The following is a 14,199-nucleotide window of genomic DNA, read 5'->3' on the forward strand; positions in this document are numbered from 1 at the left end:
GCCGACTTCACGACGCGTGCCGCGACGGCGCGCCGGCACGAGCACGGTGCCGGTGAGTCCATGGGGACGCTACGTCCCGCTCCGGCCCCGGCATACCCCAGGTTCGCGCGGCGCCCCCTATTCGCCGCCGGGGCGGCACTAGGGGTGGCGCACCCCTTCCGGTCGGGGCCCATGGTGTTCCCAAGGCAGCGCGCACAGCGGGCGGTTGGGCGTGTTCACGGCCCGCCCACGCGGCGGGAACCGGCCGCTAACCGGGGTGGGAAGCGCACTTGACACTTCACGGCGCGTGATTCCTATACTGCATGCGAAAGTTGAACACTGTTTAGATAGTGTGCACAGTGCAGGGCCCACCGGACGCAACCGGCCGGGCTGCCCGTACGACGTGGCTCGCGCGTCGTGACTTCCGTGTCGTTTCTAGGAGATTGATCAGGCCATGGCGGAATCGTTGACCAGGGCGCCCGCGCGGTTGGGGTGGCAGCTGGCACTGTTGGGCTTCTCGCAGTTGATCATCGCGGTCGACTACAACATCGTGTACGTAGCGCTCCCCGACATCGGTAAGGACCTGGGCTTCTCCGCCCAGTCACTGCAGTGGGTGGTCTCGGCCTACGCCGTCGGCTACGGCGGTCTGCTGCTCCTGGGCGGCCGGATGGTCGACCGGCTCGGCGCCAGGCGCGTATGGCTGACAGCCATGGTGATCTACGGACTCTCGTCGCTGGCGGGCGGACTGGCCACCAACCCGGGCACCCTCATCACCGCCCGCGCGGTCCAGGGCATGGGCGGAGCGCTCCTCTTCCCGGCCACCCTCACCCTCATCTTCATCGGCTTCCCCGAAGGCCCGCAGCGCAACAAGGCGCTGTCGGTGTGGGGTGCCATCGGCGGCGGCGGTCTGGCCGCGGGCTCGGTCCTCGGCGGTCTGTTCACCGACTGGTGGGGCTGGTCGTCGGTGCTCTTCGTGAACGTCCCGCTCACCGCGATCGCGCTGGTGGCCGGCCTGGTGCTGCTGAACGCCGACGGCCCGGCGCAGAAGGGCATCCGCGACTTCGACGTCCCCGGCGCGCTGCTGGCCACCGCGGGCTCCTCGCTCATCGTCTTCGGTCTCGCCTCCGGCCCCGACAAGGGCTGGACCTCCTTCCAGTCCCTGGGCACCGAGGCCATCGGCGCGGCCCTGCTCCTCGCCTTCTTCATCGTCGAGGCACGCACCTCCTCCCCGCTGCTGCCGCTGCGTCTGCTGAAGGTGCGCACCCTGTCGGTGACGATGGTGGTGGCCTGCCTGTTCATGGCGACGCTGTCGACCGGCTACTACCTGCTGACGACCTACCTCCAGCCGGTCCTGGGCTACAGCCCCATCAAGGCGGGCCTCGTCTTCCTGCCGCTGTGCATCTTCTCGATGGCGGCCGGCCAGCTGACGGCGCCGCTGCTCACCAAGTACGGCCTGCGCAAGGTCTTCACCGGCACGCTCATCGTCAACGGCGCCGGCGTCGCGGTCACCGCGCTCGGCATGTCGGTCGGCGGCTCGGTCTGGGCCCTGATGCCCGGCATCTTCCTGTGGGGCCTGGGCGGCGGCGTCGGCTTCACCGTCACCTTCGCGGCGGCCGGCATGGGCATCTCCCCGCTGGAGCAGGGCGTGGCCTCCTCGGCGGTCTCCACCACCCAGCAGGTCGGCGGCGCCATGGGCCTCGCGGCGCTGGTGGCCGTCGCCAACCACGGCCTCGACTTCGACGGCGCGACCCCGCCGAGCGCGGGCGACATCGTCGACGGCCTCCAGCTCGCCGGTGTCATCGCCGGCGCCCTGGTCGCGGTCAGCGCCCTGGTCACCTTCTTCTTCCTGAAGGACCCGGCCCCGACCCCGCTCGCGGCGGTCGCGGGCGACGGCGTGGACACCCCCGCCGAGGAGCCGGTGACGACCGCCTCCTGACCCACCCCGCGGGGGCCGGGCGTGAAGCCCGGCCCCCGCCCCGGAACCTCGTGGCCCTACCGGTCCCCCGCCCAACGGCCGCGAGACACAAGAGGATCCGGCCGAGGAACCCATCTCCTCGGCCGGATCCTCTGCTGTGTGCTGTGTGCGAGCGGGCCCCGACGCCGGGGCCCGCTCGCCGACTCCACCGGTTCCGCCGGGCCCCGGCTCAAACCGCCAGACCGTCAGACCGTAAACCCGGCCTCAGACCCCGCTGGCCACCGGCACCGGAAGCCCCAGCGACGCGGTGAGGTCGAGGAGTTCCTGGTGGTACAGCTTGGCGGGGTCGACGATCTGCGACCGCAGATGCCCGTACACCTCCAGGGCGACCAGCCCGTGCATCCGGCCCCAGATCCGCAGCGCCAGCGCCAGCGCCGCGGGCGAGAGCTCCGGTTCCTGCTCGTGCAGCGCGTCGGTCAGGTCCGGCTGGAAGTCCTCCCAGGCGTGCTCCTCACCGGAGTGGGCGGCGGCCGCGTACGGCCAGGCCGCGGCGACCAGCTGGCTCAGCAGCATGCACACCCGCAGCTCCGCCTCGGAGGCCGGGCTGCCCTCCGGCATCCGGTACCCGGGCACCGGGTCCCCGTACACCAGCTGGAACTCCTCGGGATGGCCGATCGCCCACTGCCGGTAGGCGTGGCCGTGCGCGAGGATCCGCTGCGCGGTGTCCTGCTCGGGCACCTGCTCGTGCGCGGCCTCCAGGGCGTCGGCGAGCGAGGTGTACACGTCGGTGATCAGCGCGTTGATGAGCGCGTCACGCGTGTCGTAGTAGCTGTAGATGGCACCCGCGGTCATGCCCATGTCCCGGGCGATGGCGCGCAGAGACAACGCCGCGGCGCCGGTGGCGGCCATGTGCTTGAGCGCGGTGGCCTTGATCTCCGCAGCCGTCTCGGCCCGAAGCCTTTCGCGGCGGCTCAGTGTCGGTTGTCCCATGAAATGCACCTTACCGTGCGCCATACCACTCCCATACGGCCAGTTCCGGGCGGGCGTACAGCGGAAAACGGGCATTGCGCCGGGTCGGGTGACCCGGCGCAATGCCCATGCGAGGACGGCCTCGCGGATGTGTTCACCGGCCTCCGGGGCCGGGCCCTCAGCGCCGGACCGGCTCGGCGGCCCGCTCGGCACCGGCCCGCGTCCCGGCGGCGCCGGACTGCGGGCGCCGCGGCCGGGCGAACGCCCGCATCACGGGCATCTCCACCAGCCGGAACGTCGCCCACGACAGCACCACGACCACGGCCAGGGCCAGCGCGATGAAGCCGACCGTGCCGGACGTGGACAGCGGCTGGTGCTTCTGGAAGAGGTGGCCGAGCCACATGAGCACCAGGAAGTGCCAGAGGTAGAAGGCGAAGGAGATCTCGCCCAGCCACACCATCGCCTTGCTGCGGAACGGCGACCACTGACCGCCCAGGTCCGCCCGCGTCGCCGACGCGATCAGCAGACCGAACGGCAGCCCCGTGCAGGCGGCCAGGCTGTACTCGTACGGCACCTGGGTGGACAGCCAGTACCCGCCGACCGCCAGCAGCATGGCCGCGGGCAGCGGCAGCCGGAAGAGCCGTCCCTCGCGCACCATCCGGGCCAGCAGGATGCCGAGGAGGAAGTCGAGGGTGCGCACCGGCGGGAAGCCGTTGATGAACCACAGCTCGGTGGCGCTCACCGGCATGCCCGGGCTCGGCGCCTCGTCGGGCAGCACGACGTCGGCCAGCGAGGGGATCAGGGTGATCGCCACGACGGTCCCGGCCACGGCCGCCCACAGCCGCTGCGCCGGTATCCGGTTCACCAGCCGGATCAGGAACGGGAAGCAGGCGTAGAAGAACGCCTCCGCGCACAGCGACCAGGAGACCGGGTTGACACCCCACCAGGTGGTGAAGCGCCAGTCCCAGTCGTGGACCAGGAAAACGTTGGCGATGGTGACTCCGGTGCCCGGGGAGGTCCCCAGCCACACCAGCAGGAAGATGCCGGCCGTCACCGTCAGCAGGTGATTGGGGAACACCTTGAAGAAACGCCGCCGCCAGAAGCCGGTCAGGGTGTCGCCCGGCCGCGCCGCCCAGGTCAGCACGAAACCGCTGAGCACGAAGAAGAAGGTGACACCGGCCCAGCCACCCTGGTCGAAGAGGCGGTGGTACGTCTTGGCGATGTCGGGGTCGGCGAACGGGGCCAGGGCGCCGATGTGGAACGCGGCCACCAGGACCGCGGCAATGATCCTCATCCCCGTGAGTGACGGCAGGGAACTCCCCCGTGGGGTGCTCATCTCGGTGTTTCCTCCTAGCTGGAGCGGCGCTGCCGGTCTCGCCCATGGCGACGCCCGGCGACCCGGCGGCGCCGGGCGACGAAAAGGCCCTCGGGGGTACGAAAAGGCCCTGGGGGTACGAAAAGGCCCTCGGGGCGACGAAAGGCCCTCGGGGGGCCAAAAATCCCTCGGGGGGCACGAAAAGCCCCGGGCGCCGACACCGGGCCGGGCGGCGCAGGGCCCGGTGCCGGCGGATGCTTCCTGACCGGCCGGGCCGCGGCGGGGGAGACGCGGGCCGGCCAGTCCGGGAGCACCCGCCGACACCGGGCCCTGACGCGGTGGCCAGGTGTGACGACCGGGGTGGGGGTGCGGGGGTGCCGGAGTCTCAGGGGCGGTCGGCGGCAACCGGGTTGAGCTGCGGGTCCCACTCCACCAGCAGGTTCTGCGGCCCGCGGAAGGAGGTGTTGGGCAGGTAGGTGATCTCCTGGTCCTCGACGAGACGCATGTGCGGCAGGCGACGCGCCAGCTCCTCGATGAAGATGCGCATCTCCTGACGGGCGAGGGTCGCGCCCATGCAGGCGTGCGCGCCGAAGCCGAACGTCATGTGCCGGTTGGGACGGTCACGGTCGATGTCGAAGGACTCCGGGTCCTCGAAGACCGCCTCGTCATGGTTGGCCGAGGACGTGATCATCATGACGCGGCCGCCGGCCGGGATGGTCACCCCGCCGACCGTGGTCTCCTTGACGGCGAGGCGGCGCCAGGCGGCCACCGAGCCGTCATAGCGCAGCGACTCCTCCACGGCCTTGGGAACCAGCGCCGGGTCGGCGCACACCCGCGCCCACGTCTCGGGGTTCTCCAGCAGCGCGCGCATCGCGTTGCCGCTGGCGTTGGTGGTGGTCTCGTGCGCGGCGACCAGACCGGCCAGCGCCGTGGTCTGGAGCTCGTTGTCACCGAAGAGGCCGGGCTTGCTCTGGCTCTCGCGGATGATGTGCGGCAGCCAGCCCGGCGAGTCGGGGTTCTGCTTGATCTTCTCGACGAGCTCGCCGGTGAACTCCCAGTACCGGCCCAGGTTCGAGGCGACCTGCTTCTGCTCCTCGGCGGAGGGCCGCCCGTACATGAACACCGTCTGGTCCAGCGTGAACTGACGGCACGCCGCGATGTCCTCGTCGGGGATCCCCATGAAGATCAGCGCGATGGTGATGGGCGCCTCCTGGAAGAGGTCCGCCATCAGGTCGGCGCGGCCCTTCTTCACGAACGTGTCGACGTAACGTCCGACCAGCTCCTGGATACGCGGAAGAAGCGCCTCGACCTCCTTGCCCTTGAACGGGTCCTGGTGCGCCCTGCGGCGCTCACGGTGGGAGTCACCGTCCTCGTTGACCAGCGCGAGCCCCGGGTTGAACCCGTGCTGCACCAGGATCCCGATCGTCTCCTCGGTGGAGGGCGTGATCTGGTCGAGGGTGATGGAGGCCGAGAACGTCTCGGTGTCCTTGAAGATCTCCTTGACGTCGTCGTACCGCGTGACGACCCAGTAATCCAATTCAGGGCTGTAGAAGACCGGTTCCTCGGTACGCGCCTCGGCCATCGAGACGCCCGGATGAGCCTGGTACTCGGCTCCGAACGGATCGAAACCGGCGGCCAGCCCGGTCACCGGGCAACCGGTCGGGCTCTGGAGTTCTGGACTGGTGGTCATGCACTTCCCCTCGAAAACCGAGCGACGGGCTCGGGCTGTTCAATCCGGGCGCTGGCCGTGACATTACGAGCCCACCGAGGGCGCTCCAACCCTTAATGTGACCGCCTCCACCCCTATCGGGGGCGGGGTATTGGGGGTACGGGGGAGGCGGCGAGCCCGCCCGGCGAGACGGCATCGGCCCCCGCCTTCGGGCGGGGGCCGACGCAGGTCGCGGTGCGGGTGCGGGTGTGTGCGTGTGCGTGTGCTCAGACGCCGCTGGCGCGGAGCATGTCCTCGCGCTCGACGATCTTGACGCGTTCGCGGCCCTGGGGCTCGCCGAGTGCTTTCTCGGCGGCGTCGAGGCGGTGCCAGCCTTCCCAGGTGGTCCAGCGCACGCCGCGTTGGGTGAGGAAGGCGTCGACGGCTTCCGGCTGCGGTGCGGAGGGGTTGCGCAGGCGGCCGTGGGCGTGGTCGTCGAGGAGGTTGGCGACGGTTTCGTTGGCGTCGCCTTTGGTGTGGCCGATGAGGCCGATGGGGCCGCGCCGGATCCACCCGGTGACGTAGGTGGAGGGGAGGTGGTTGCCGGCTTCGATGACACGCCCGCCGTCGTTGGGGACGGTTCCGGAGTCGATGTCCCAGGGCAGCTTGGGGAGTTCGTCGGAGAGATAGCCGACGGCCCGGTAGACGCCTTGGATGTCCCAGTCGTGGAATTCGCCGGTGCCGTGGACGTTGCCGGTGCCGTCGAGGCGGGTGCGTTCGGTGCGCAGGCCGACAACCGTGCCGTCCTCGCCGAGGATCTCGGTAGGCGACTCGAAGAAGTGCAGGAACAGCTTGTGCGGCCGTTCACCGACGTCGCGGATGGCCCAGTTCTCCAGGGTCTTGGCGACCATGTCGGCTTGCTTGTTGGAGCGGCGGGTGGCGATGGAGCCGTCGTCGTAGTCGATGTCCTCGGGGTCGACGATGACCTCGATGGTGGGAGAGTGGTCCAGCTCGCGCAGCTCCATCGGGCTGAACTTGGCCTGGGCGGGCCCGCGGCGGCCGAAGACATGGATCTCACGCGCCCGGTTGGCCTTGAGACCGTCGTAGACATTCGCCGGGATCTCGGTGGGCAGGAGTTCGTCGGCGGTCTTGGCGAGGATCCGGGCCACGTCCAGGGCGACGTTGCCGACACCGAGCACGGCGACCTTGTCCGCGTGCAGCGGCCAGGTACGCGGCGCGTCGGGGTGCCCGTCGTACCAGGACACGAAGTCGGCGGCGCCATAGGAACCGTCCAGCTCAATGCCGGGAATGTCGAGCGCCCGGTCGGCGTCGGCACCGGTGGAGAAGATCACCGCGTCATAGAACTCATGCAGCTCATCGAGGCTGATGTCACCGGGGTAGTCCACATTGCCGAACAGCCGGATCTGCGGCTTGTCCAGCACCTGGTGCAGGGCGGAGACGATGCCCTTGATACGGGGATGGTCGGGAGCGACCCCGTAACGGATCAGCCCGAACGGCGCGGGCATCCGCTCGAACAGGTCGATGGAAACACCGGGGTCGGTGGCGGCCGCGGACTTCAACAGCGCATCCGCGGCATAGATCCCGGCGGGACCTGCGCCCACGATGGCTGTCCGCAGGGGGCGGGGCATGACAGTTTCCCTTCGACCGACAAAGAACAACTCACCAGCCACCCTAAGAATGGGCAAACCTAGGTGACTACCCCTGTTTCATGAGCCACAAGTGACACCAGTACGGGTGCGAGCTGGGGTACGGGCGCGCCCGACGACGCCGAGCGGGCTGTTGCGCAGAGCCGTTGGTTTGGGGGCGACCGCTGCACTGGCCACACCTACTACCCTGCGATGCAGGGCTACGCCAGCGGCATCGGCCGGGGCCCCAAGACGCGCTCCGACAACAACCTGCGCAAAAGGGGTGGGAACCAGGCTCCCCACCCCTGAGAGGAGACGCGATGGGCGACCAACCTCCCCAGCACTACTCGCCCGAAGGCACCCCCCTGGGCCGCAGCGCGGACAACACCTGGTTCGGCCCCAGCTACTCCACCGAGAGTCCCCGAGCCGCCCGGCTGTGGTGGCGGATCAGGGACCTGCTGCACCGGCCGGTCAAGAACAGCGGCCGCTGAGTACTCGTCAGGGTCGTTGCCCCGCTGCTCTGCCGGAGGCCTCCGTGGGCCGGTGGATGGTCAGATGAGGGTGTTGTACGTGTTCCAGCCGTCGCCAATCTCCAGTCGTGGCCCGAACGGGACGTCGGCTTTGCCGGTGGCGAAGTAGATCCAGAGCCTGCCGTCGTGATCACGGGCCAGCAGACTGCCGCCGTGGCTGTGCCCGGACAGGTCTCCGGGACTGGTGAGCGCGGTGTAGGTGTTCCAGCCACCGCCGACCCGTGTGCGGTCGGCGAAGGGGGCGCTGGCACGGCCGGTTCCCTGGTAGAGCCAGAGGACACCGTTGCGGTCGCGGGCGACCAGGTCGGGGCGTCCGTCGCCGGTCAGGTCGGTGCCGCCGACGATCGTGGTGTAGGTGTTCCAGCCGCCGCCGATGCGGGTGCGGGAGGCGAAGGGCGCGCTCGGGTTGCCGGTGCCCTTGTACAGCCAGAGCGTGCCGGCCCGGTCGCGCGCGAGGAGGTCCGGCCTGCCGTCCCCGCTCACATCGCCCGCGCCGACGAGGGTGTCGTAGACCTGCCAGCCACCACCGACCCGGATCCGGGACAGGAACGGGGCGTCGCCGTCACCGCTGCCCCGGTAGTACCAGAGCACGCCGGAACGGTCGCGGGCGACGAGATCGCCGTTGCCCTGTACCCCGAAGGTGGAGAGTTTCGTCAGCGTGTCGTACGCCTGCCAGCCGCCTCCCACGCGGGTGCGCGGGGTGTAGTACTGGCCGCGATAGTCCGGGTACGCGCCCTCCTTGTACTGCCACAGGACACCGGCGGCGTCCCTGCCGTAGAAGGAATGCCTGGCGAAGGCGGGGACGTAGTCGCGTTCGAAGATGAACTCCTGGTCCTGCGCCAGTACCTGTCTGCCGTCGTCGGCGAGCGTGGAGAAGGCGCCCTTCAGGAAGCCTGCGGTCGGGAGTTCCCAGGAGCCGGAGACGCGCAGGTGGTCGCTCTGCTCGATTGGCTTGTCGGGTCCCCAGGAACGCGAGGGGAAGTCGAGGACGGCAGCGCCGCTCCCATCGATCGTCCAAGGAACCCGGTCGTAGCGAACGCCGTCCGCCGAGTACTCCACACGCACCCCGTCAGCCACCTGCGAGGCGGTGTAGTGGGCAGCTGCCAGCTGTTGCGCGGTAAAGCGCAACCGGGTGTGGGTTGTCGCCGGGGGTGAGGCCATGGCTCCCATGCGTGTGGTGAGTCGCATGTGGGCTGGCTGGGGGTAACCCACGCTGACGTCGATGGTCGCGTCGGTGCCCGTACCGTGCCCCGGAGATTCCCAGTTGCTCGTGAACGACGGCGACGACAGACGCATCCCTATCGGGCCCTGCTCGAAGGCGTTGTCGAGGAACTGTCCGCTGGCACCGTCCACGAGGCGGCCGTACATGGACACATGGCTGTCGACACCGTACTCGGCGGCCATGTGAAGACGAGTCGTGCCTTCGGTCAGAGGTGCGCCGGGAATACCGTCGCGATCGCTGTCGGCCGCGCCGATCTCGAAGATCCTCCTCGACCCGTCCGACGGGTCGTAGTGAGACGGTACCTCCGTACCGGCGTCGTCCGTGATGCGTATGTGGTCCAGTCCGGCGCCGTGCAGGTCCAACCGGATGTAGGCGTCGCCGACGGGCGGGTTGGTGACCGTGAGGTCGGTTTCCCCTGGGGTGCCGTTGACGTAGATGGGGCTGGGCGTGCTCAGATCCAGTCCGGCTTCGGAGGCGCCGGAGTCGGCGGCCATGGCCGTGTGCACGGGGGCGGTGCTGATTGCCGCACTCAGCGCGGCGATCGCCAGCGCAACGCGGTGACGGTGGCTTATTCGCACGTGGGGTGGCTTTCTGGGTGGCTGTTGATGGCTGGGGGGAAGGGCCGGAGTGGGTGCCCGGCCTCGGGGACCGGGCACCCTGCTGCTCGATCAGGCGAGGTCGCGGAAGGTGGCGAAGCCGCCTTCGTTGGGCCAGAGGCGTTGGGCGGTGCTGAGGTTGCCGTTGCCGTCGCCTGCCCACCAGTAGAGGTTGCCTGCGCCGGAAATGGCGGCGACGTCGGTTTTGCCGTCTGCGTTGAAGTCGCCGGTGGTGAGGTCGCGGAAGGTGGCGAAATCGCCTTCGTTGGGCCAGAGGCGTTGGGCGGTGCTGAGGTTGCCGTTGCCGTCGCCTGCCCACCAGTAGAGGTTGCCTGCGCCGGAAATGGCGGCGACGTCGGTTTTGCCGTCTGCGTTGAAGTCGCCGGTGGTGAGGTCGCGGAAGGTGGCGAAGCCGCCCTCGTTGGGCCAGAGGGGGTGGGCAGCGCCGAGGTTGCCGTTGCCGTCACCTGCCCACCACAGGAGGTTTCCGGAGCCGGAGATGACGGCGACGTCCGACTTGCCGTCCCCGTTGAAGTCGCCAGAGGTCAGATCCCGGAAGGTTTTGAAGGCCTCGTCCGTGGGCCACAGCTGCTGGGTTCCGCCGAGGCCGCCGTTGCCGTCACCAGGCTTCCAGTACAGGGTCCCCAAGCCACTGATGTCGGCGACATCGGTCTTGCCATCCCCGTTGAAATCGCCCGGGGCGAGGTCGCGGAAGGTGAGGTAGTCGCCGTCCCCTGCCCACAGTCGAGAGCCGTTGCGCAGGCTGCCGTTGCCGTTGCTGTGCCAGTAGAAGAGATTGCCTGAGCCGGAGATGGCGGTGAGGTCGCTTCTTCCGTCGCCGTCGTAGTCGTTCCTGGCGTACGGACGGTAGGGGGAGCCTTCGAGGGTCTGGATGGTCTTGCCCCAGACGCGCTGGCTGATGTCCGCGGCGGAGGTGAAGGGGTACTGGCCCGCGGCGGATGCCCGGCCGGGGAACTCGATGAGGCGTCCGTCCCAGGTGGTGGAGACAAGATCGGCGTAGCTGTCGCCGTCGAGGTCGCCGTCGGAGGTGATCGACGGGTGGGCCAGCAGGGAGAACCCGGAGCCGATCTGCTGGCGGGTGGTGATGTCACCCAGGCCCATCGGGTCACCGGGGCGGTTGTAGTACGCGTACAGAGCGCCAGTCGTGGTGTCACGGGCCCACAGGTCCGGCAGGCCGTCACGCGCGGCGCCGCCGGCGGCGCCGATGTCGCCGGGGGCGAGAACGGTCATGCTCTGCCAGCCGCCCGCGCCGATCTGAACCGAGTCGCGGAAGCGGCCGTTGCCGAGCCCTTCGAAGAGCCAGAGCATGCCCTTCTCCACGGTGATCAGGTCGTTGCGGCCGTCCCCGTCCACGTCGCCGGGTGTGATGACCTGGGTGACCCGCTGCCAGTCGGCGTTGTAACCCTGGCACTTGGTCGCGTCGGAGGCGCACCCGGGCCGGGTCACCGTCACGAGCTGGGCCTTGGTGAAGTCGCCGTTCGTCGGGTTGAGGTAGAGGTACAACTCCCCCTCCTTGTAGGCGAACAGGTCGTCGACGGTCTGCCCGCCGTGCTGGGAACCGCGGTGGGCGAGGATCGCTCCCGCCCAGGTGGCAGCGGTCGGTAGCTTGCTGGGCGCCTGGTAGCGCGCCACGGTGCCGCCGCGTGCCGGGTCGTCCGTCCCGACCGGGTACATCCGGATGTTCCCGCCCTCGTCCACGGTGGCGACGTCCGGCAGGCCGTCACCGGTCAGGTCCCCCGCCACGGTCTTGGCGTTCTGGTTCCCCGGCACGTAGAAGTCGTACTCGTACGTCCGCGAACGGTTTCCGGCGTTGTCGACCGCGTCCACGTAGAGGACGTTCGTGCCCCAGTGGGCGGGCGTCAGGTTCAGGGACGCCGTCCCGTTCACGGCGTCGACCGTCGTGGCGCCGCCGACCGGGAGGGTCCGGTTGAAGGAGTACTCGAAGTAGTCGACGCCGCTCCCGCCGTCCGAGGCGCTGAGCCGGAACGTGCCGCCGAACCGGTCGTCCGCGTGGTGCGTCGTGACCGTCGAGCCGGAGGCGGGGTAGTCGTCCGATACGACCGTAGGCTCCGAGGGCGGTGTCCCGTCCACCCGGAAATGGCAGACGGGCGTGGTGGCGGAGTGGCTGATGCCGTCGTCGGAGCGGGCGTACCAGCCGTACAGATGACCGTCGGTGAGGGTGCCGACCGTCTTGTCGACGGCGGTTCCGCTGGAGACCCAGGCGGTACTGGAGCCGGGATCGCCCATGCCGATGACGCTCTTGCTGCCGTCCGAGTCGTCCCAGATCCCGAACTGCCCCCGGACCTGCTGGTCCGAGTCGGCGTCGGCGACCGTGGCGCGGAGGTGGATTCCGTCACCGGCCGCGTTGGTCGCGCCGATCCAGCCGATGGTGTTCTGCCCGCAGTCCGGCGTGGCCGGAGACACGGAGGCGGGTGTGGTCTGGGGCAGCGTGGGCACCTTGGGGATGGTGTTGTACTGCACGACCAGGGACGCGTTGGTCGAGAACCGCTTGAAGGCGTCCCGGTTGCTCTCGTCAGCGGCGAAGACACCGACCGACAGGCTGGAGCCCGCGTTGTCGACCGCCGAGGTGACGTCGGCCTCGGCGAGTTGGTCACCGGGGCAGTCGTTGTTGCGGGTGCCGGTGACCGAGGCGCTGCCGATCCTCTCGTGGGCGCTCGGCGCGGTGTTCCAGGTGATGCCCGAGCTGAAGGAGTCGGTGCGGTAGACGTTGAGCCCGTACTTCTCACAGCCGATCGAAGCGGAGTACGTCTCGGTCATGGTGAGGGCGGCCGAGTGGATGACCTTTCCGGCGTACGGGGAGGTGTTGAACTTGTAGTAGACGCGCTCGATGCCGGTGTCGGTCTGGTAGCCCTGGTAGCCGACGCCGGGGTTGCCCCACTTGCCGGTGTCCCAGGCGCTGTTCTTGTAGGCCTCCCAGACGGCGCCCCAGGTGTTGCTGCCGGTCCTGCTCGGTTCCCAGTTGGGGTCGATGTACACCGGGTAGTGCGTATCGGTGGCGGTGAGCAGTTGCTGGTCGGGAGTGAGAATGATGGCGCCCTCGTCGGCTCGGGCCTGCAGGTCCGCCTGCTTGGCACCCGCTCCCGGACCGTCCGGCGAGGAGCCGGCCTCCCCCGAGGCGGCCGCCTGCTCCTGGGTGAGGGCCTTGTCGCGTGTCACCGAAAGGCCGGACGTGGCCGGGCCGGACGGGGTGCTGGAGTCCCACATGGTCGGCGTCGGGGCGGAGAAGACCGCGGCCCCTGTGCTGTCCTTGGCGCTCAGGCCGCCGTGCGCGTCATCCGACAGCGTGAGCCCGTTCGTCGTCCAGGCGGGGAGCCGCACGGTGGCCAGCTTGGGGTTCTCGGCGGCCTCGCGGGTCTTGACGATCAGGACCTGGGTGAATCCGCCCTGGTCCTGCGCGGTGACCCGGAGATCGATGTCGGGAAGGACGTCCGGGTACAGGACGGCTCTGCCGGACACGGTGGGTGCGGGCAGGGGGTCGGGCCAGGAGAGCGCGAGCTGCCTGCCTTCGGGCGTGGTCATCTTGGCCAGCGGGCCCGTGCCGCCCGGCGAGAACGCGAGAGCGGTGGGAGTCGCGGTGGTGGTGATCGAACCGTCGTCGCCGCGCCGGAGAGTGGCGTCGAGCGGCGTCCACTGCCCGTCCTTGTTCACCCGTACGGGAGCGGCGTTCTGACTCTGGGTGAAGCTTCCGTCCGGGTTGGCGGTGAGGGTGCTGGTCTGGGTGGTGGCGCTCTGCACGGGCACGGCGGAGCCGGTCGCCCTGGCCTGCGCCGCCGCCTCGGCTTCGGCGGCCTGAAGACCAGTGAGCGCGGTCGTCGGTTCCGGAGCCGGGTACTCGACCGGATTCGGCTTCACCGGCTCCGGAGTGCCCCCTCCGTCGGCCGCTGCCGGGCCCGCGCCGAGCGCGACGGATATCAGGGCGATGCTCACCGCCATGCTCCAGGCGGAGGCGAGCGCTTTTCGACGGCGCCGTCTTTGGGTTCCCATGCTGCTCCTGTATGGCCACGGAATTCAGAATTCAGCCCGCCTTATTCAGCGAGCGCCCGGGGAGCATATATGGGGAGTCTGACATTCGGGCCAAGGTCTCGTGGCGGCCGGAATGGCGGCTGGGTCGAAGCAGGGCATAACAGCTGGAGCGGTACTGGCGGTTCATCGAGACGGCATCGGTATATACGGAGATGCGTTTCGGCCACATGGCAAAATGCCGGCCAGTGCATTGCCTGTAGTTCATGTGGGCGCGCTGCCTGTGAAGTGCCCGGGTCTGGGTCAAGGCGCGGCGATTTGCGGCCTTCTATTTGCCTTATCTTTGCGTTCGCGTGTGGCGGCAGGTGCTTTCCCGC

The 14,199-nt window shown here is 69.4% G+C and carries 8 protein-coding genes; 2 read left to right on the forward strand and 6 right to left on the reverse strand.

Features of this window, described 5'->3' with window-relative positions:
- The first annotated feature begins 433 nt into the window (after positions 1 to 433).
- Positions 434 to 1,915: an MFS transporter gene (locus BX283_RS39580; protein ID WP_101393020.1), complete on the forward strand. Its 1,482-nt coding sequence runs from the start codon at positions 434 to 436 to the stop codon at positions 1,913 to 1,915.
- 243 nt (positions 1,916 to 2,158) lie between these two features.
- On the opposite strand, the gene BX283_RS39585 is transcribed toward BX283_RS39580, so the two are convergent.
- From BX283_RS39585 to BX283_RS39600, 4 genes are all read right to left on the reverse strand, one after another.
- A complete protein-coding gene (locus BX283_RS39585; RefSeq protein WP_101393021.1) occupies positions 2,159 to 2,884 on the reverse strand; it encodes a TetR/AcrR family transcriptional regulator in 726 nt (241 codons plus the stop codon).
- Between the two features lie 157 nt (positions 2,885 to 3,041).
- Positions 3,042 to 4,157, reverse strand: coding sequence for an acyltransferase (locus tag BX283_RS39590; protein ID WP_180357525.1), 1,116 nt, complete (start codon positions 4,155 to 4,157; stop codon positions 3,042 to 3,044).
- 406 nt (positions 4,158 to 4,563) lie between these two features.
- A complete protein-coding gene (locus BX283_RS39595; RefSeq protein WP_101393023.1) occupies positions 4,564 to 5,868 on the reverse strand; it encodes a cytochrome P450 in 1,305 nt (434 codons plus the stop codon).
- A 245-nt stretch (positions 5,869 to 6,113) separates the two neighbouring features.
- Entirely contained in the window at positions 6,114 to 7,475 is a 1,362-nt protein-coding gene (locus tag BX283_RS39600; RefSeq protein WP_101393024.1) for an FAD-dependent oxidoreductase, read from the reverse strand.
- Positions 7,476 to 7,792: 317 nt separating this feature from the next.
- Between BX283_RS39600 and BX283_RS40980 the strand changes: the two genes are divergently transcribed.
- Positions 7,793 to 7,963 carry a hypothetical protein gene (locus BX283_RS40980; RefSeq protein WP_180357526.1) on the forward strand — a complete coding sequence of 57 codons (171 nt, stop codon included), beginning with the start codon at positions 7,793 to 7,795 and terminating at the stop codon, positions 7,961 to 7,963.
- Positions 7,964 to 8,023: 60 nt separating this feature from the next.
- Here the strand turns inward: BX283_RS40980 and BX283_RS39605 are convergent, their stop codons facing one another.
- Together BX283_RS39605 and BX283_RS42290 are read right to left on the reverse strand one after the other, a co-directional pair.
- A complete protein-coding gene (locus BX283_RS39605; RefSeq protein ID WP_257584530.1) occupies positions 8,024 to 9,730 on the reverse strand; it encodes a VCBS repeat-containing protein in 1,707 nt (568 codons plus the stop codon).
- A gap of 162 nt (positions 9,731 to 9,892) precedes the next feature.
- Positions 9,893 to 13,789, reverse strand: a complete 3,897-nt coding sequence (locus BX283_RS42290; protein ID WP_143676653.1) for an FG-GAP-like repeat-containing protein — start codon at positions 13,787 to 13,789, stop codon at positions 9,893 to 9,895.
- Positions 13,790 to 14,199 lie beyond the last annotated feature (410 nt).

The sequence above is a fragment of the Streptomyces sp. TLI_146 genome (assembly GCF_002846415.1).
Taxonomy (GTDB): domain Bacteria; phylum Actinomycetota; class Actinomycetes; order Streptomycetales; family Streptomycetaceae; genus Streptomyces.